The 18,165-nt window shown below is 68.0% G+C and carries 13 protein-coding genes; 8 read left to right on the forward strand and 5 right to left on the reverse strand.

The features are described 5' to 3' along the window. Positions 1–31: 31 nt before the first annotated feature. Complete coding sequence (locus CAL26_RS10820; protein WP_094846854.1) at positions 32–928, forward strand: LysR family transcriptional regulator; 897 nt, start codon at positions 32–34, stop codon at positions 926–928. Between the two features lie 66 nt (positions 929–994). Here CAL26_RS10820 and umoC read toward each other — a convergent pair whose 3' ends face one another. Further along, positions 995–1,429, reverse strand: coding sequence for a lysozyme inhibitor LprI family protein (umoC, locus tag CAL26_RS28325; RefSeq protein WP_179283322.1), 435 nt, complete (start codon positions 1,427–1,429; stop codon positions 995–997). Positions 1,430–1,775: 346 nt separating this feature from the next. On the opposite strand from umoC, the gene CAL26_RS28330 reads away from it, so the two are divergent. The 6 genes from CAL26_RS28330 (at position 1,776) to yddG (ending at position 13,271) form a co-directional block, all read left to right on the forward strand. Further along, positions 1,776–9,014: an autotransporter outer membrane beta-barrel domain-containing protein gene (locus CAL26_RS28330; protein ID WP_094846856.1), complete on the forward strand. Its 7,239-nt coding sequence runs from the start codon at positions 1,776–1,778 to the stop codon at positions 9,012–9,014. 253 nt (positions 9,015–9,267) lie between these two features. Next, positions 9,268–10,017, forward strand: coding sequence for an amino acid ABC transporter permease (locus CAL26_RS10835; RefSeq protein ID WP_094846857.1), 750 nt, complete (start codon positions 9,268–9,270; stop codon positions 10,015–10,017). Continuing rightward, complete coding sequence (locus CAL26_RS10840) at positions 10,014–10,667, forward strand: amino acid ABC transporter permease (protein WP_094846858.1); 654 nt, start codon at positions 10,014–10,016, stop codon at positions 10,665–10,667. Before CAL26_RS10835 ends, CAL26_RS10840 begins: the two co-directional genes overlap by 4 nt. Further along, the gene (locus CAL26_RS10845) at positions 10,651–11,379 is read left to right on the forward strand and encodes an amino acid ABC transporter ATP-binding protein (protein WP_094846859.1); all 729 of its coding nucleotides are present in this window, start codon (positions 10,651–10,653) and stop codon (positions 11,377–11,379) included. Before CAL26_RS10840 ends, CAL26_RS10845 begins: the two co-directional genes overlap by 17 nt. 47 nt (positions 11,380–11,426) lie before the next feature. Continuing rightward, on the forward strand, positions 11,427–12,227 hold the full coding sequence (locus CAL26_RS10850) for a transporter substrate-binding domain-containing protein (protein ID WP_094846860.1): 801 nt from the start codon (positions 11,427–11,429) through the stop codon (positions 12,225–12,227). A gap of 153 nt (positions 12,228–12,380) precedes the next feature. Then, the gene (yddG, locus tag CAL26_RS10855; RefSeq protein WP_094846861.1) at positions 12,381–13,271 is read left to right on the forward strand and encodes an aromatic amino acid exporter YddG; all 891 of its coding nucleotides are present in this window, start codon (positions 12,381–12,383) and stop codon (positions 13,269–13,271) included. A gap of 111 nt (positions 13,272–13,382) precedes the next feature. Here yddG and CAL26_RS10860 read toward each other — a convergent pair whose 3' ends face one another. The 3 genes from CAL26_RS10860 to CAL26_RS10870 form a co-directional block, all read right to left on the reverse strand. Beyond that, positions 13,383–14,228: an aldo/keto reductase gene (locus tag CAL26_RS10860; protein WP_094846862.1), complete on the reverse strand. Its 846-nt coding sequence runs from the start codon at positions 14,226–14,228 to the stop codon at positions 13,383–13,385. A 42-nt stretch (positions 14,229–14,270) separates the two neighbouring features. Further along, the gene (locus tag CAL26_RS10865) at positions 14,271–14,771 is read right to left on the reverse strand and encodes an I78 family peptidase inhibitor (protein ID WP_094846863.1); all 501 of its coding nucleotides are present in this window, start codon (positions 14,769–14,771) and stop codon (positions 14,271–14,273) included. 86 nt (positions 14,772–14,857) lie between these two features. Next, positions 14,858–16,321, reverse strand: coding sequence for an MFS transporter (locus CAL26_RS10870; protein ID WP_094846864.1), 1,464 nt, complete (start codon positions 16,319–16,321; stop codon positions 14,858–14,860). Between the two features lie 143 nt (positions 16,322–16,464). On the opposite strand from CAL26_RS10870, the gene CAL26_RS10875 reads away from it, so the two are divergent. Further along, positions 16,465–17,379, forward strand: a complete 915-nt coding sequence (locus tag CAL26_RS10875; RefSeq protein ID WP_094846865.1) for a LysR substrate-binding domain-containing protein — start codon at positions 16,465–16,467, stop codon at positions 17,377–17,379. 23 nt (positions 17,380–17,402) lie between these two features. Here CAL26_RS10875 and CAL26_RS10880 read toward each other — a convergent pair whose 3' ends face one another. Next, positions 17,403–18,164, reverse strand: coding sequence for an amino acid ABC transporter ATP-binding protein (locus CAL26_RS10880; RefSeq protein WP_094846866.1), 762 nt, complete (start codon positions 18,162–18,164; stop codon positions 17,403–17,405). Between the last annotated feature and the right edge of the window lies 1 nt (position 18,165).

Consider the following 18,165-nt stretch of genomic DNA (forward strand, 5'->3'; position numbering starts at 1 on the left):
CGCAGGACCGATGTCCGGCTAAGATCCGGGCATGAAGACGACCCTGGACGAAATGCAGACCTTCATCGCCGTGGTGGACACCGGCTCCATCACGGCCGCGTCGACCCAGTTGGGCCAGACCGTATCCGCCATCAGCCGCGCGCTGGCCCGGCTGGAGCGCAAGCTGGACACGACGCTATTGCAGCGCACGACCCGCCGCCTGGCGTTGACGCAGGAAGGCCAGTTGTTCCTGGACGATGCCCGCCGCATCATCGAATCGGTCGATGCGATGGAAGAGCAGATGGCGGTACGCCGCCAAGTGCCCGCCGGCCTGCTGCGCGTCAACGCCGCGTCGCCTTTCATGCTGCACGTGGTGGTGCCGCTGGTCGGAGGCTTTCGCGAACGCTACCCGGAGATCACGCTGGAGCTGCATACCAGCGACCAGATCATCGATCTGCTGGAGCAGCGCACGGACATCGCCATCCGTATCGGTCCGCTGCGCGATTCGACGCTGCATGCGCGTTCCCTGGGCAGCAATGCCTTGCGGATACTGGCCAGCCCGTCGTACCTGAAGCAGCACGGCAAGCCGCGCAGTCCCGCCGACCTGGCCCGCCACAGCCTGCTGGGCTTCACGCAGCCGGATAGCCTGAACCAGTGGCCGCTGCGGCGCGAGGCCGAGACTTCCATGCCGATCACGCCCACCTTGTCCGCGTCCAGCGGCGAGACCTTGCGGCAGCTGGCGCTGGTCGGGCAGGGGCTGGTGTGCCTGGCGGACTTCATGACCCGGGAGGATCGCCGGCGCGGCGATCTGGTGCAGGTGCTGGCGCGCGACACCGTGGAATTGCGCCAGCCGGTGCATGCGGTGTACTACCGGAATACGCAGCTGGCGTCGCGCATCGCATGTTTCCTGGACTACGTGGCCGAGCAGATGCGCGCGCAGGCGGATTGAAGGATAGAGCCACGAAGGACAGAACGACGAAGGACAGAAGCGGCGGCGGGCGGGCCGCCGCGTTTACTACTGCTCCAGCAACTGCGTGGTGCGCCACTTGATCAAGGACACCTGGCAGGCCTGTTCGGTGTCGCCGGCGCCCGTGCCGCCCATGAGCGCGGCGCCCTGGCGCTTGCATTCCTTTTGCAGGAAGCTCTTGAAGCTGTCCTGCGCATGCTTCAGCGTGCGCAGTGCTTCCGGTGTCGACGCGGAATCGATCTTCCTGAGGTCGGCTTCGACCTTGGCGTAGACGGCATTCATCTGTTGCCGGGCCGCCTTCAACTCGGTGTCCAGGCAGCCATGCATTGCCGTCCTGGGTTGGCCCGCCAATGCCGCGGCGCAGTTGTCGAGAACGCTGGCCGTGGTGACCGGCGCCGCGGCGCCGGCGCTCCATGCGGCGCCTGGGGCTGCCGCCCATGCCGCCATGGCGGCGATACCGATACGCAGAAGTGTTGCTTTCATGGCCTGGTCCTTTCGATCACGAGATAAACGTGCCGACGATTTTAGGAATGGGCGATGCGATCGGCCCGGCTGGACGTGGAATGACCGTTGAGTCCGAGCCGCTAAATCATTCCACATGAATTGACGCTGAACGCTGTAGGCCCGATGACGGCGGCTGCGGCCACGCAGCAACAGAAGCACATATTTCATACACAGTCTGGTTATCTTTTGATAATCTGCGGCGCGCATCTGAACAATTAGAAATGGTGAATGCAACAAAACGTTGTGTTCAGCTTGTATCACCACGCTGTATCCCGGGCAGGGTAGCGATCACCGTTCATCCAGGCCCTTACATGGAATCGGGCGAATGAAGAATCGGGTGAGGGTGACGGTGGGCGGTGGGGCGTTGCTGGGCGGCGCGGCCGCATTCATGGCGTCCCATGCCGCGCTGGCGCAGGCCATGAACTGCACATCAAGCGGCCTCTATCAGTGCATCAATGGCGACGCGCCCGCCACTTCGTCCATCGGTGTGGTCGTACCATCGGGCCAGCCCGGATCGGTCATCAACAACGCTCCCATCGCTTATACGCCGCCGTCGTCATCCAATGCGGCCTTGGGCGTTTCCACCTACAGCGGTTCCCCCCAGGGCTTTTCCGTCATCAACCAGGGCAGCATCGACCTGGAAGGCGGACCGTCCACCATCAACGATTACGTCTTCGGGGTCTGGGCATTGCAGCAGGGGGCCGCGTCGGCCGCCGGCACGAGTACGAGCGGCATCGTGTCGGTGACCAATTCCGCCTCGATCACCTTGAATTCGCCCGCCGTGCAGGCAATCGGCGGGGCGGCCATCTGGGCGGCCGACCAGGGCGGCGTCGGGCAGGTGCTGGGTACGACGGGGACGCAGGGCGGCGCGTCCGCGGGCGTGTCCGTCGTCAACAACGGCGGCATCAATGCGACGCTGAGCGGGACGACCGGGTTTGCGGGCATCCAGGCCATGTCGGTCGGCGGCGCGTCCGCCAGCGGGCCGAACCTGATTTTCAATGCGGGGGCCGGCGGGACGGGCGGACCGGCGTCGGTGACGTCCGGTGCATCGGTGGGCGTGAACTGGACCTGGCAGAACGCGGGCAGCGGCAACACGGGCGTCTACGGCATCCAGGCCTATTCCCAGGGCGGCGCCGGCGGCAATACCGATGCGGGGACCGACGGCGGTTCGTATGGCGGCAGCGGCGGCGCGGCCGGCGCGGCCACGGTCACCCTGAGCAAGTTCGGCGACGTCGCCCTGACCGTGCAGGGCACGCCGCCGTCGGGTTTCCCGGCCGCGCCCAGCGCGGTGGTCGGCGCCTACAGCATCGGCGGCGCGGGCGGGTACGCGGCACAAGGCAATACCAACAGCGGCGCCAGCGGCGGCGCGGCGGGCCCGGCGCAGATCTCGCTGACGGACGCCTTCATTACCGGGAGCGGTAGCGATCTGCCCGGCCTGCTGGCGTACAGCGCGGGCGGCGCGGGCGGCTACGGCGGAACGCCGGCGTCGGGAGACGGCACCTTGAATCCGTACCAGAACGGCGCCGCCGGCGGCAGTACGGCCGGCGCTTCGATCTCCGTGCTGGCGCAGACCCGATCGAACACGATCATGACGACGGCCGGCGGTATCGGCCAGTCGCCCGCCATCATCGCGGCGCAGTTGGGCGGCGCCGGCGGCTACGGCGGCAACAGCCAGGACGGCGGCTTCTCGCATTCGCAGGGCGGCAACGGCGGCGATGGCGGCAATGCCGGTCCCATCGGTATCCAGGTCCAGGGAAGCAGCCCCAACCTGGTCACGCTGTCCACCAATGGCGCGACATCGCCCGGCATCTATGCCTACAGCCTGGGTGGGACCGCGGGCTATGGCGGACGGTCGCAGACGAATGTGGGCGGCAGCGCGCAGGGCGGTGCGGGCGGTGCCGGCGGCGCGGGTGGCAACATCAACATCTCGATCGCGTCCACCGCGATCCAGACGCAGCAGGTTTCGTCTCCCGGCATCGTGGCGCGGTCCGAAGGCGGCATAGGCGGCAGCGGCGGCTTCGCCAGCGCCGACAGCGCCACTGGCGGCTCGGGCGGCAACGGCGGCGCGTCGGGCAACATCGTCATCCAGACCGATGGCAATTCCGCGATCACCACCGTCGGCAGCGATTCGATGGGCATTCTGGCGCAGTCCCTGAGCGCGGCTGGCGGCGATGCCAACGGCAACAATACGGTGGGTTCCGCCAGCGGCGGCAATCCCGGCACGGGCGGGCAGGCGGGCACCGTGAACGTCACCAACGGGGCCGCCATCACCACGTCGGGCCTGACGTCACGCGGCATCCTCGTGCAGTCGATGGCGGGTTCGGGCGGCAGCGGCGCGTCGAACTGGTCGCTGTTCCACTCCGGCGGGAGCACGGGCGGCGCGGGCGGAGCGGCCGGCGCGGTTGCCGTCGCGAACAGCGGCGCCATCACGACCGCTGGCGACAACTCGGAAGGCATCCTGCTGCAATCCATCGGGGGCGGCGGCGGCGCGGGCGGCCAGGGATCCGGCGTATTCAACAGCCCGGGCGGCAGCGGCGGCAACGGCTCTGGTGGCGGCGCGGTGAACCTGGTCAACAGCGGGTCCATCACGACCGCCGGCGAAGGTTCGATCGGCGTGCTCACGCAGTCCATCGGCGGCAATGGCGGGGATGGCGGCGGTTCGTACAGCATTTCCGTCGCGGTGGGCGGCACCGGCGGCAACGCGGCGGCGGGCGGCGATATCAGCGCCACGCTGAACAGCGGGTCGAACATCAGCACCACCGGCGCGGGCGCGCATGGCCTGGTCTTCCAGTCCATCGGCGGTGGCGGCGGCAACGGGGGCAGCGCGACCAGCACCGGCGTGGCCGTGACGGTCTCGGTAGGCGGTCAGGGCGGCGACGGCGGAGCCGGCGGCAACGTTCTCGTCAGCGGCAACGGCGCCAACGTGTCCGCATCTGGCAGCAAGTCGGCGGGCCTGATCGCGCAATCGATCGGCGGCGGCGGCGGCACGGGTGGATCGGCCATGGGCACTTCGGCGAGCGCCGTCTTCGACGCGTCGGTATCGGTGGGCGGCAGGGGCGGCAATGCAGCCAGCGACGCGGGGCAGGTTTCCGTCAGCCTCGCGGGCGGTTCCATCGCCACCGGCCAGGATCCGCATCTGATCATCGGATCGACGGCGCCGGGTTCCTGCCTGGGCTCCGGCGGCCAGGCGGGCGGGGCCTGCAACGTACTTCCCGTCGACAGCCATGGTGTGGTGGTGCAGAGCGTGGGCGGGGGCGGAGGAAGCGGCGGCCAGGCCACGGCGCAGGCCATTGCGATCGCGGCGCCCGTGACGCCGAGCGGTTCGCAGGGGGCGATCGCCGCGTCCGTGGCGGTGGGCGGCAACGGCGGCGCGGGCGGCAATGGGGGGATGGCGCAGTTTTCCCTGTCCAGCGGCGGAACGATCACCACGGCGGGCAATGGCGGCGTTGGCGCGCTGGTCCAGAGCGTGGGCGGCGGCGGCGGCGACGGCGGCGATTCGTCGGCCATGGCGGCCACGATCGGCTATGGGTCCGGGTCCGTGCCGGACGGCGGCAAGGCCCCCGCGGCCCAGGTGACGTCCACGGTGGCGGGCACCGGAGGAAAGCCCGGCAACGGCTCGACCGTGCAGGTCGCCATCGGCGGTTCGGTCGCCGTCGACGGTTCCAGCTTCACCTGCGATTGCAATGGCACCAATACGTCCATCCAGACCTTTGGCGATTTCGCGCCGGGCGTCATCGCGCAGTCCATCGGCGGCGGCGGCGGCAACGCCGGCGTGGGCGGTGGCAATACGCAGGACTTCGGCACCGGGGCGAGCACGTCCGTGTCTTTCAACGTGGGGCGGGCGGGATCGCCGGGCGGCGATGGCGGGAACGTTACCGTCAGCCTGTACCCGGGCAGCGGCATCCAGACCTGGGGCTCGGGGGCCGTGGGCATCATCGCGCAATCCATCGGCGGCGGCGGCGGGACGTCGGAAGGCGGTTCCTTCAGCCTGGGCCAGTCGCTTTCGCCGCCCGAAGGCGCCACCCAGAAGCAAGGCGAAAACGTCAACCTGGGCAACCAGCAGAGCGAGAAGGGCGGCGCGGGCCAGACGGTGAGCGTGTTGGTGGCCGCGCCCATCGTCACCCATGGCAATGACGCGACCGGCGTGCTGGCCCAGTCCATCGGCGGCGGCGGCGGCCTGGGCGGCTCGTCCGGCTCGGACGCCTCGGGCGACAACCCGGTCCTGCTTTCGCTGGAAGGCCGCGAGTTCGTCAGCAACGTCGTCAGCGCCATCGACTCGGGCAAGTGGACGCCGCAGCAGAACACCACGATGAATCATTCCATCGGCGGCACGGGCGGCGACGGCGGTTCGGGAGGCGCCGTGTCGGTGACGCTGGCCTCGGCGATCGCGACGCTGGGCAATCCGGTCGTCGCCGGCGGCAACCAGCAGGCCAGCAGCGGCGATTGGGCGCACGGCATCGTGGCGCAATCCATCGGCGGCGGCGGCGGCAAGGGCGGCACGGCCATCGCGTCGGGCACGGGCGCCGATCCGGCGGAACACAATGTCTTCCTGAATACGGCGGTGGGCGGGACCGGCGGGAACGGCGGCAGCGGCGGCCCGGTCAACGTGAATTTTTCCACCGGCGCCAGCATCCAGACCGTGGGCTACGCGGCCACCGGCCTGGTCGCGCAAAGCATCGGCGGCGGCGGCGGGATGGCCGCGGACGGCTCGGATGCGTCCGGCGGCAACCTGTCGGTGGGCGCTGCCCAGAGCGGCAGCGGCGGCAGCGGCGGCGGCGCGGGCAGCGTAGATTTCGAGAACAGCGCATCCAACGGCAGCACCATCACCACCGCGGGCGATTTCGCGGATGGCATGAACCTGCAGGCCATCGGCGGCGGCGGCGGCATCGCCGGCGCGGGGTCCAGCGCGTGGAAGGCCATGGGCCAGCCGCACGTGGCCAACGCCATGTCGTTCAGCGCCGGCGGCGGCAGCAGCGCCAGCGGCGCGGGCGGCAACGTCACCGTGAACTCGAACTACGCCAACAACGCCGGGATGGCGATCAACGTGTCGGGCTACGGCGCCTACGGCATCCTGGCGCAGAGCATAGGCGGAGGCGGCGGCAGCATCATCGCCACGCAGGCCGGCACCGGCACGCCGACGTTCAAGCTCGGGGGCCTGAGCGACAATGCCGCCGCCACGGGCGGGACGGTGCTGATCCAGCTGACGACGCCGACCACGATCAATGCCAACGGCACCGCCGGCGTCGGCGTGCTGGCCCAGTCCATCGGCAACGGCGGCGGCATCATACGCGTCGACGATGGCAGCAACAGCACGCCGTCGATGACGACGGGCTATAACCCGGCGTTCGCCGGCCAGCGCGGGCCGGGCAATGCGAATGGCGGCGCGGTGCTGATCAACTCCTACGCCACCATCAATGCGAACGGCCCCGGCGGCATCGGCATCCTGGCGCAGAGCGTGGGCGGGGGCGGCGGCATCGTGCTGAACGGCACCACGCTGTATGCGGGCGCGCCACTGCAGCAGGCCAGCAATGTCTGTACGTCCAGTTCCTGCAGCGGCTCGCCGGCCAACGGCTACCAGAATTTTTCGGTGCAGGTGCTGGGCGGCACGGTGTCGGCCACCGGGATCAACGGCATCGGCATCTTCGCGCAGGCCGCCGGCTACGGCTCTCCGCAAGGCGGCACGCCGGACGTCGTGGTCGGCGGCGGGGCGCCCACGGCCACCGTGATCGGCGGCACCGACCCCAACCACTCCGGCACGCAGGGCGGGCAGGGCGGCGCGCAGGAAGCGCAGTCCAGCAGCGCCGCGGGCATCTGGATCGACCGTCCCGGCGGACCCGGCGCCGGCACAGGGTCCGTCGTCTACGACTCCTGGGTCACGATCAATTCGGGTGGCGTCGTCACGAATTCGGACGGCTCGAACGGCACGGCCATCAAGGTGACGGGCGGCGGCACTATCGCCCTGGCGAACTATGGCGCCATCACGGGCAACCTGGACCTGAACGCGGTCGAAAACGCGAACAACTGGGTTCCCGGTCCCTGGACGCCCGGCCCGCTGACCTTGCGCGGGGCGCTGCTGCAGCCGCGCGGCAGCCTGAACAACTACGGCACCTGGGTGCCGGGCACGCAGGCCCTGGCGGACATCCAGAACCAGGGCACGATCGCCTTCGACAATCCGGCGATGAAGACGCGCGTGTTCGGGCACTTCAACCAGACGGGCAGCGGCCGGCTCAGTCCCATGATCGACTCCCTGAACAACAACGTCAGCCTGCTGAAGGTGGACGGCACCGCCACGGTGGACGGGACCATCGTGCCGAACGCCATCACGCTGCTGCCCGGCACGGTGCCGGTGCTGGTGGCCGGCGACCTGAGCACGACCGCGCAGGCGCAGGACTCGCTGATCTTCGATTGGGACGCGCGCCGTTCGGACAACACGATCACGCTGACGCCCGCGAATGCGAACTTCAAGCCCGAGGGCGTGGGCCTGAGCGACAGCCAGTCGTCGCTGGCGCAGTACTACGCACGTGCCTGGGCCAATTCCGATCGCACGATCGCCGGCGTGTTCGGCGGCATGTCGCACATCGACGATGGCGGCACCTACAAGGACACGCTGGACAGGTTCTCCAGCAAGGCCACCCAGGTGCAGTCCATCGCGCTGGCAAACTCGGCCGGCACCATCCTGGGTTCCTCCATGAGCTGTCCCGTTTTCGAGAAGCAGGGCACGATGCTGTCGGAAGACAATTGCGCCTGGGGCCAGGTGAATGGCCGCTGGGCCGACCAGTCGACGACGGGCGATACGCAGGGCTATCACGTATCGGGCACCACGTACCGCGTGGGCGGACAGCATCGCATCGCGCCCGGCTGGTACCTGGGGGCGTCGGCGGCGGCGGGGCAGACCTGGGCGCGCGGCAAGGACGGATCGAACGGCGACGGCGATACCTACGACGGCTCGATCACCCTGAAGCGCGTGGCGGGACCCTGGTATTTCGCCGGCTCGCTCGCCATGGCCAGCGGCTCGTTCGACTCGAACCGGCACATCGACGTGTTCGGCGAATCGCAGACCACCACCAGCAAGCCCAGCATCTTTCTCGCGGGATCGCGCCTGCGCGTGGGCTACGAGTTCGCCCAGGACAGCTGGTACGTGAAACCCTATGGCGACCTGGACTTCATCTACACCCACATGCCGGGCTTCAAGGAAAAGGGCGCGCCCGGTTATGCGCTGAACGTGCGCACCAACGACGACTTCAACGTGGCGCTTTCGCCGATGGTGGAAGTGGGGCAGCGCTACGAGGTGGACGCCAAGACCACCTTGCGCGCCTATGCCGCGCTGGGCTTTGTGTGGCGGCCGGACAGCTCGTACACCTTGACGTCCAGTTTCGTGGGGGCGGATGCGGGCAACGGCACCTTCACCGATTACGTAAAGACGCCGGAAGTGCTGGCCAAGGTGGATCTGGGTCTCCAGTTCCTGCGCGTGGGGGGATTCGAGGTGAAGGCGGGATACACGGCGGACTTCAGCCATTCCTATCTCAGCCAGACGGCCAGCGCCCGGTTCGCTTACCACTTCTAGGCAGACGCCACGGCGTCTTTGTTATCGGTTGTCATACAAATTTATGCCGGCTGTGCGGGTGGCCCTCTTCGGATTCAGCTCTGTGAAAGCTAGGGGGGAATCGCCGTAGGGATTTTCACCATGTACGTTGTCGTACATCGGGTGCTATATTTGCGCGACCATAAACGGTTCCCCGGCGTCGCCCCGCCGGACGGCAATCAATAAGGGGCCAGGCCAAAAGCCCGGCTCCCATAAAGACGAGACTAGTCGCGCGATGAGCTTTTCCCTGGATTTCAGCAGCCTGTGGCCCTATTGGCCGGTGTTCCTCAAGGGCGCGTGGCTGACCCTGAAGATGACCGCCGTGGCCATCTTCTTCGGCGTCATCCTGGGAACGCTGGTGGCGTTCGCCAAGCGCAGCCGCTACCGGCTGCTGGCCCGCGCCTGCGCCGTCTACGTCGAAGCCGTGCGCAACACGCCGTTCCTGGTGCAGATCTTCCTGTTGTTCTTCGGCCTGGCGAGCGCGGGCGTGCGGCTGCCGACCTTCACCGCCGCCGTGCTGGCGATGATCATCAACATCGGCGCCTATGCGGCCGAGATCATCCGCGCCGGCCTGGAGTCCGTGCCCAAGGGGCAGATCGAAGCCGCGGAATGCCTGGGCCTGTCGCGCTGGCGCATCGGCTGGCATGTGATGCTGCAGCCGTCCATCGAAAAGGTCTACCCGTCGCTGACGGGCCAGTTCCTGTTGATGATGCAGGCGTCCGCCGTGGCGTCGCAGATCTCGGCGGAAGAGCTGACGGCGGTGGCCAACACGGTGCAGTCGGATACCTTTCGATCGCTCGAAACCTATATCGTCGTCGCCGCCCTGTATCTGGCGCTGTCGCTGCTGATCAAGCTGCTGGCCTGGGCGGTCGGCGAGTATGCCTTCAAGCGGCGCCGGGTGATCCGGCGCGCGGCGGCGCAGGCCGGCAAGGCCGCGCCCGGGCGCGCCGGCGTGTCGGCGGCCATCAAACGCGGAGCCGCATGATGCACGGCTTTTCCATGGCGCATCTGTGGTACCTGGTGCAGTCCATCGGCTGGACGCTGGTGCTGTCGGCGCTGGCCTTCGTGCTGGGCAGCATAGGCGGCTTCGGCGTGATGCTGGCGCGGATTTCGCCGCGCCGCTGGCTGCGTACCGCGGCGCTGGCCTACATCGAGATCATCCAGGGCATCCCGCTGCTGATCCTGCTGTTCATCGTGTACTTCGGCCTGTCGGTGTACGGCTACGAAGTGCCGTCGCTGGTGGCGGCCGGCCTGGCGCTGATGGTCTACACCAGCGCCTACCTGGGCGATATCTGGCGCGGCTGCGTGCAGGCCATGCCCAAGCCGCAATGGGAAGCCTCCGAATGCCTGGCGATGACGCGCTGGCAGACGCTGCGGCTGGTGATCATTCCGCAGGCCGTGCGCCTGGCGCTGCCGTCGACCGTGGGCTTCCTGGTGCAGCTGATCAAGATGACGTCGCTGGCGTCGGTGATCGGCTTCATCGAACTCACGCGCGCCGGACAGATCATCAACAACTCGATCTTCGAACCCTTCCTGGTATTCGGCCTGGTGGCCGTCTTCTATTTCGTGCTGTGCTACCCGCTGTCGCGCTGGAGCCAATCCATGGAGAACAAGCTCAATGTCGGCAATCGTTAGGCTCGACAACGTCTACAAGTGCTTCGGTTCGAACCAGGTGCTGCAGGGCGTGTCGTTCGAGGTGGCCAAGGGCGAAATGATCGCCGTCATCGGCGCCAGCGGTTCGGGCAAAAGCACGGCCCTGCGCTGCATCGACCGGCTGGAGACCATAGACCAGGGCAGCATCGAAGTATGCGGCATCCGCGTGGACCATCCGGAAGTGGACCTGCGCCAGCTGCGCCTGGAAGTCGGAATCGTGTTCCAGAGCTACAACCTGTTCGCCCACCTGACGGTGGAAGAGAACATCATGCTGGCGTTGCGGCACGTCAAGAAGAAAAGCCGGCAAGAGGCGCGCGACATCGCCATGTCGGTGCTGGACCGGGTGGGCCTGGCGCAGAAGGCGGGCGCCTATCCGGAGCAACTGTCCGGCGGCCAGCAGCAGCGCGTCGCCATCGCCCGTTCGCTGGCGATGTCGCCCAAGGTCATGCTGTTCGACGAAGTGACGTCCGCGCTGGACCCCCAACTGACGGGCGAAGTGCTGCGCGTCATGGAGGACCTGGCGGCGGGCGGCATGACCATGATCCTGGTCACGCACGAAATGGCCTTCGCCAAGCGCGTGGCCGACCGCATCATCTATATGCATCAGGGCAAGGTGTGGGAGGTGGGCGACGGCGGCATGCTGGACGCGCCCGCCACGCCGGAGCTGCGCGCTTTCCTGAGCAACGGACTGTGAACCTGTCAACGTAATCGAACAACGTAATCGAAGCGAGGAGACCAACAATGAACGTCAAGAATCTGATCCTGCGCGGCTGCACCGCCGCGCTGCTGATGGCGGGCCTGGCGCACGTGGCCGCGGCCGACGAGCTGGCCGACATCAAGAAAGCCGGAAAGATCCGCATCGCGATCGCCATGGGCACGCCGCTGTACAGCTACGTGGACGACAACCTCAAGCCCACCGGCTCCGACGTCGATACGGCCACGCTGCTGGCCCACGACCTGGGCGTGAAGCTGGAAATCGTCCAGGTCACCAACGCCGCCCGCGTGCCGACCCTGCAGGCCCGGCGCGCCGACCTGGTGGTGGCCGATCTGTCGATCACGCCGGAGCGCGCCAAAGTGGTGGACTTCTCCATCCCGTACGCGGTGATCTCGCTGATCGTCGGCGCGCCCAAGGACATGAAGATCACCGGTTATCCGGACTTGAACGGCAAGACCATCGGCCTGACGCGCGCCACCGTCAACGACAGCATCACCACCGAATTGGCCAAGGGCGCGGACATCAAGCGTTATGAGGACGATGCGACGCTGATCACGTCCATGGTGACCGGCCAGATCGATATCTTCTCGAGCACGCCGTCCAACCTGGCGGAAATCCAGAAGCGCGCGCCGCAACGCAATGTCGAAATGAAGTTCCCGCAAAAGGATTTCGACCTGGGCATCGCCCTGCAGCAGGGCCAGCCGGCGCTGAAGGAATGGGTCAACAACTGGGTGCGCGAGAACCTGAAGAACGGCAAGCTCAACGCCATCTACAAGAAGTATCACGGCCGCGACCTGCCCACGCGCATCACGGAAGTACAGGGCTGATCCGGCGGGCATCCTGCCGCGGTTCGTCCGGACCGCGGTTTTTCGCGCCTTTGCCCGCGCATTTTTAGTTATGCTCGACGCTTTTCGATCGCCGCATCCCCCGTCGGGGAAGGGCGGAGCAAACCGGAGCGTAGCGATGAAGGCGCACGACATATGAAGGCGCACAGCGCAAGCCGGGCCACGGCCTTTGGCGTGGTCGCGATCCTGTTGTGGGCGGCCTTGGCGCTGCTGACCGTGCGCGCGGGCGGCCTGCCGCCGTTCCAGCTGCTGACGCTGAGTTTCGGCGTGGCGTTCGTGGGCGGCGTCTGCGTGCTGCTGCCGCGCGGCCGCGCCGCGCTGGCGGAAATGCGCCAGCCGCTGCGCCCGTGGCTGTTGAGCGTGGGCGGCCTCTTCAGCTATCACGCGCTCTATTTCTACGCCTTGTCCCATGCGCCGGCCGCGCAGGCCAGCCTGATCGCCTATCTTTGGCCTTTGTTCATCGTGGTGTTTTCCGCCCTGGCGCCCGGGGGACGGTTGCACGCCCGGCATATCGTGGGCGCCCTGCTGGGCCTGGCCGGCACCGCCTTGATCGCGCTGGACCGCCCGGGCGCCGAGGATGCCGCGTGGCCGGTCGCCGGCATCGCCGCTGCGTTCGGCTGCGCGCTGATCTGGTCGGGCTATTCGGTGCTGAACCGCCGCTATGCCAATGCGCCCAGCAGCATGATGGTGGGCGTCTGCGGACTGGTCGCGCTGGGCGGCGCTGCCTGCCATGCCGCGCTGGAGACGACAGTGCCCGTCAGCGCCGCGCAATGGGGCGCCATCGTGGTGCTGGGCCTCGGGCCGACCGGCCTGGCCTTCCTGGCGTGGGATTACGCCACCAAGCATGGCCATCTGGCCCTGCTGGGGCCTTTGTCCTACCTGGCGCCACTGCTGTCCACGCTGCTGCTGGTGGTCACTGGCGCCACCCCGGCCACGCTGACCCTGCTGTTGGCGGCGCTGCTGATCATCGGCGGATCGATGGTGGCGACGTTCGGCAAACGCCGCGCGGCGCGCGGCGAGGCCTAGGAAGCCGCACGACCGAGCGCGACGAAGCGCGACCAGTGCGACCAGTGCGACCGGCGCGACCGGCGCGACCGGCGCGACCAGGCTCGACACGCCAGGCGCGGAAACCCGCGGCTACAGCATTTCCAGCGGCCGCTTGCGCGTGGGCGGCGGGAACGCCTGGTCCAGTTCGGCCAGGTCCTGGCTGCTCAGCGTCACATCCAGGCAGGCCAGGTTTTCCCGCAGGTGCGTTTGCGATGCCGTCTTGGGGATGGCGATCACCCCGGGCTCGCGCAGCACCCAGGCCAGGGCGGCGGCCGCGGCGGTGATGCCGTGCCGCTCACCGACACGCTTCAGCGTGGGATCGAGCAGCAGCCGGCCCTGTTCGATCGGCGAGTACGCCATGACGGGTATGCCGCGCGACTGGCACCACGGCAACAGGTCGAATTCGATGCCGCGCCGTCCCAGGTTGTACAGCACCTGGTCGGTCTGCATGCGGTCGCCTTGGGGCAGGGCGGCAAGCTCCCGTATTTCGTCGCTGTCCAGGTTGCTGACGCCCCAGCGGGCGATCTTGCCCTGGCTGACCAATTCTTCGAAGGCCTGCACGGTGCCGGCCAGCGGATGCGGCCCGCGCCAGTGCAGCAGATAGAGGTCGATGCGGTCCGTGCCCAGGCGGCGCAGGCTGGCCTCGCAGGCGCGCGCCACGCCTTTGCGCGAGGCGTTGCCCGGCAGCACCTTGCTGACCAGGAAGACCTGGTCGCGGCGGCCCTGGATGGCGCGACCGACGATTTCCTCGGCCGCGCCGTTGGCATACATTTCCGCCGTGTCGATCAGCGTCAGGCCGGCGTCGATGCCGGCCTGCAGCGCGTGGACTTCCGCCTTGGCGTGGTTCCGCGACTCTCCCATGAACCAGGTGCCCTGGCCCAGGGCGGGAACGGCCTGGCCGTCCGGGAAGGTGATGCTTCGGCGCGTCGCGGTCATCGCTGGCTCCTTCGCACTGGGCCGCGCGCTGGCGGCGCGGGATCAGCCGCAGCGCAACGCGGTCAGCGCGCCTTGCTGATCGAGGATAAGGTTGATGCGCTTGGGGTCGTATTCCATCGTCATGACCTCGCCCGGCTTGAGCACCCGGGTCTTGCCGGCCTTGGACGCCTGCCTGATCTGCGCTTCGACGGAGGACGTGAGCTTGGTGCCGATCAGGTTCTGCACGGGCTGCGCGTCGCAGTCCTGGCCGGACGAGAACGACGGGCTGTAGCCGCCACCGCCGTAGGAGGTTCCATCGGACGAACCGCCGGAATACCCGCCCGAAGATCCGTCGGACGAGCCGCCCGAATATCCGCCCGAATATCCGCCCGAAGACCCGCCCGATCCGCCATAGCCGCCGCTGGAACTGTCCGTGGAACTGGAGGACGACGAGGACGTGGAGGATGTCGTGCTGTCCCCGTCGGTGGATGAGGCTTGCCGGCCGGTATTGGCGCAGGCGGCCAGGCTGGCGACGAGGACGAGCGGGATGAGCTTACGGATCATGCGTACCCCTAAAGACTGCGTTGATATTCCGTGTACAAACGTCCCCTTGCGTCGACCGTGCGGTCTAGCGTGAGTGGACCCGTACATCATAGTTCAGTGCGGACCGCTTGCGCAGAAGGGCCGGGCGGCGCGTCTTCAACGCCCAGCGGCGTGGCCACTTCCTCCAGCGGCTTGCGTTCGGCGTCCACCCCGTGGCGCAGCGCCAGCAGGCCCGCGCCGATGACCAGCAGCGCGGCGATCGCATAGCCGATGCCCACCGCCGGACGGCTGCCGCTTTCGATCAGCGTACCGAAGAGCACCGGTCCGACGAAGCCGCCGGCGCCCGTCCCCAGCGCGTAGAAGACGGAAATCGCCAGGGCCCGGGTTTCCAGCGGGAAGACCTCGCTGACGGTCAGGTAGGCCGAACTGGCCGCGGCCGACGCCAGGAAGAACACCGCCGACCAGCACAGCGCCAGGGTGAAGGCGTTCAGCATGCCGGCGGTGAAGGCCCAGCCCGTCAGCGCCAAGGCCACGCCGGCGGACACGTAGGTCACCGCGATCATCCGCCGCCGGCCCACGTGGTCGAACAACGGGCCCAGCAGCAGCGGCCCCAGTACGTTGCCGGCGGCGAAGGGGAAGATGTACAGCGCCACCTGGCCCTGCGGCACATTCATGAAGCGGGTCAGCACCAGGGAATACGTAAAGAAAATGGCGTTGTAGAAAAAGGCCTGCGAAACCATCATCGACAGCGCCACCACGCTGCGCAGCCGATAGCGCCGCATCAGCACGTGCCCGACCTGGCGCAGCGTCGGCGCCGCCTGGCGGGCGAAGGTGACGATGCCCGTTGCCTTGGGCAGGGGGCCTTTGGCGGCGGAGACTTCCGCCTCGATGCCTTCGATGATCCGCCGGGCTTCTTCCTCGCGGCCGTGGGACAGCAGCCAGCGCGGGCTCTCCGGCACATGGCGCCGCACCAGCAGGATGGACAGGGCCAGCACGGCGCCCAGGGCGAAGCCCACGCGCCAGCCGAATTCGGGTCCGAGCACGCGGGCGTCCAGCAGCACCAGGCTGACCGCGGCGCCCAGCGCCGCGCCGATCCAGAAACTGCCGTTGATGGCCAGGCTGACACGCCCGCGCACCCGGGCGGGTATCAGCTCGTCGATGGCGGAATTGATGGCGGCGTACTCGCCGCCTATGCCCAGCCCGGTGGCGAAGCGGCAGATCGCGAAGAAGACGAAATTGGTGGAAAAGGCCGTCATCAGGGTGGCCGCCATGTACAGGGCCAGCGTCATCAGGAACAGCCGCTTGCGTCCGAGGCGGTCGGCCAGCCGGCCGAACACCAGGGCGCCGACCACCGCGCCGGCGATGTACAGCGATCCCGACCAGCCGACCTGGATGGCGTCGAGCCCGAGCGTATCCGGGCGTTCCAGTATGCTGCCCAGCGACCCGACCAGGGTGACTTCCAGCCCGTCCAGCACCCAGGCCACGCCCAGCGCCAGCACCACGCGGGTGTGCCACGGGGACCAGGGCAGGCGGTCCAGTCGGGCGGGGATATCGCTTTGGATGACGCGCATGATCCGTCAGGGAATCGTAGGATTGATGCCAGGGTGGGATTCGCGCGGTCAGTGTGAGGGCGGGAGGCCCGCCCAGGACGTGTCAAAATCCTTGTGACGGATACCAATGGAGACATGCCGCCGCGCCGCGGCCCAGACGCCCGATGCTAGATCTGAATGAGTTTCTGACCTTTTCGGTGATCGCGGAGGAAAAAAGCTTTTCGCGGGCAGCGGAAAAGCTCGGCATTTCCAAGGCGCTGGCCAGCAAGCATGTCGCCGACCTGGAACACGCGCTGGGCGTGAAGCTATTGCATCGCACCACGCGCAAGATCGGCCTGACGACGGCCGGCGCCCTGTTCTACGAACGATGCCGCCAGCTGGTGGCCCATGCCGAGGACGCGCGTCACGAGATCGAACAATTCCGCAGCTCGCCCGGCGGCCTGATCCGCGTCAGCTCCGCCATGGCCTTCGGCCGGCGGCACCTGGTGCCCGCCATTACCCGCTTCCTGGAGCAATACCCCGATATCTCCATCGACCTGGACCTGAGCCAGCAGTTTCCCGACCTGATCACCGCCGGCGCCGATATCGTCATCCGCCAGGCCGACGAGCCGCTGCTGGTGTCGCTGGTGGCGCGGCGCCTGGCGCCCGTGCGCTGGGTCGCCTGCGCCAGTCCCGGCTATCTGGCGCGGCATCAGCCGCCGCGCGCGCCGGCCGACCTGGCGGGGCACAACTGCCTGGTGTATTTCGTCAACAGCAAGGGCGAATGGGTGTTCAGCGGCGCCGGCGGCGTGCACACGGTCCGGCCCAAGGGCAACTTCAAGGCCAACAGCGCCGACGCGGTATTGCATGCCGCGCTCGGCAACCTGGGCATAGGCGTGGTGCCGACCTTCGCCGCCGGCGATGCGCTGCGCAGCGGCGAACTGGTGCGCGTCCTGCCCGACTACCACCTGCCCGACCGCGGCCTGTACGCGGCGTATCTGCCCAATCCGACGATGGCGCGCAGCATGCGGCTGTTCGTCGATTTCCTGCGCGAGTATTTCGGCGATCGGCCGTATTGGGACGACGGCCTGGCGTCGTGATGACCGGGCGCGGCCGCCCGGGCTCAGCCGGCTTGCGGCGGAAACGACAGGAAGCTGCGCAGCTCGGGCGTGCGCGGCGCTTCGAAGATCGCCTCGGGCGTGCCCATTTCGTGGACGCGTCCATGGTGCATGAAGATCACGCGGTCGCTGACCTTGCGCGCGAAGGCCATTTCGTGCGTCACGATGATCAGCGTCGCGCCGTCGCGGGCCAGCTGCTCGATGACCTGCAGCACCTCGCCGACCAGCTCGGGGTCCAGGGCGGACGTCATCTCGTCGCAGAGCAGGACTTCCGGGTCCATCGCCAGTGCGCGCGCGATGGCCACGCGTTGCTGCTGGCCGCCGGACAATTGATGGGGCGCCGCGTCGAACTTGCCTTCCAGGCCGACGCGCGCCAGCAGCCGGCGCGCCCGTTCCTGGCATTCCTCGCGCGGCCGCCGATGCACCAGGCGGGGCGCCAGCATGATGTTTTCGCCGGCCGTCATGGACGGGAAAAGATTGAACTGCTGGAAGATCATGCCGACCTTCTGGCGCAGCTCGCGCAGAGCGGCGGCATCGGTGGTCTGCACCGCTTGGCCGCCGACCACGATGCGGCCCTGGTCGAAGGATTCCAGTCCGTTGATGCAGCGTAGCAGCGTGCTCTTGCCGGACCCGCTCTTGCCGATGATGCAAATCACTTCGCTGCGGGCGACCTGCAGGTCCACGCCTTTGAGGACTTCGTTGTCGCCGAAGCGCTTGTGCAGGCCGCGGATGTCCACCAGCGGCACGGCGGGGTCGGGGGTTTGCATG

It is taken from the genome of Bordetella genomosp. 9, assembly GCF_002261425.1.
GTDB lineage: Bacteria > Pseudomonadota > Gammaproteobacteria > Burkholderiales > Burkholderiaceae_B > Bordetella_C.

Bases quoted from the DNA above. Each gene is read 5' to 3' on its own strand.
- CAL26_RS10835 (WP_094846857.1), top strand. From the start codon at position 9,268: ATGAGCTTTTCCCTGGATTTCAGCAGCCTGTGGCCCTATTGGCCGGTG.
- CAL26_RS10880 (WP_094846866.1), bottom strand. From the start codon at position 18,164: ATGCAAACCCCCGACCCCGCCGTGCCGCTGGTGGACATCCGCGGCCTG.
- CAL26_RS10860 (WP_094846862.1), bottom strand. From the start codon at position 14,228: ATGACCGCGACGCGCCGAAGCATCACCTTCCCGGACGGCCAGGCCGTT.
- CAL26_RS10820 (WP_094846854.1), top strand. From the start codon at position 32: ATGAAGACGACCCTGGACGAAATGCAGACCTTCATCGCCGTGGTGGAC.
- umoC (WP_179283322.1), bottom strand. From the start codon at position 1,429: ATGAAAGCAACACTTCTGCGTATCGGTATCGCCGCCATGGCGGCATGG.
- CAL26_RS10875 (WP_094846865.1), top strand. From the start codon at position 16,465: ATGCTAGATCTGAATGAGTTTCTGACCTTTTCGGTGATCGCGGAGGAA.
- CAL26_RS28330 (WP_094846856.1), top strand. From the start codon at position 1,776: ATGAAGAATCGGGTGAGGGTGACGGTGGGCGGTGGGGCGTTGCTGGGC.
- CAL26_RS10865 (WP_094846863.1), bottom strand. From the start codon at position 14,771: ATGATCCGTAAGCTCATCCCGCTCGTCCTCGTCGCCAGCCTGGCCGCC.
- CAL26_RS10840 (WP_094846858.1), top strand. From the start codon at position 10,014: ATGATGCACGGCTTTTCCATGGCGCATCTGTGGTACCTGGTGCAGTCC.
- CAL26_RS10850 (WP_094846860.1), top strand. From the start codon at position 11,427: ATGAACGTCAAGAATCTGATCCTGCGCGGCTGCACCGCCGCGCTGCTG.
- CAL26_RS10870 (WP_094846864.1), bottom strand. From the start codon at position 16,321: ATGCGCGTCATCCAAAGCGATATCCCCGCCCGACTGGACCGCCTGCCC.
- yddG (WP_094846861.1), top strand. From the start codon at position 12,381: ATGAAGGCGCACAGCGCAAGCCGGGCCACGGCCTTTGGCGTGGTCGCG.
- CAL26_RS10845 (WP_094846859.1), top strand. From the start codon at position 10,651: ATGTCGGCAATCGTTAGGCTCGACAACGTCTACAAGTGCTTCGGTTCG.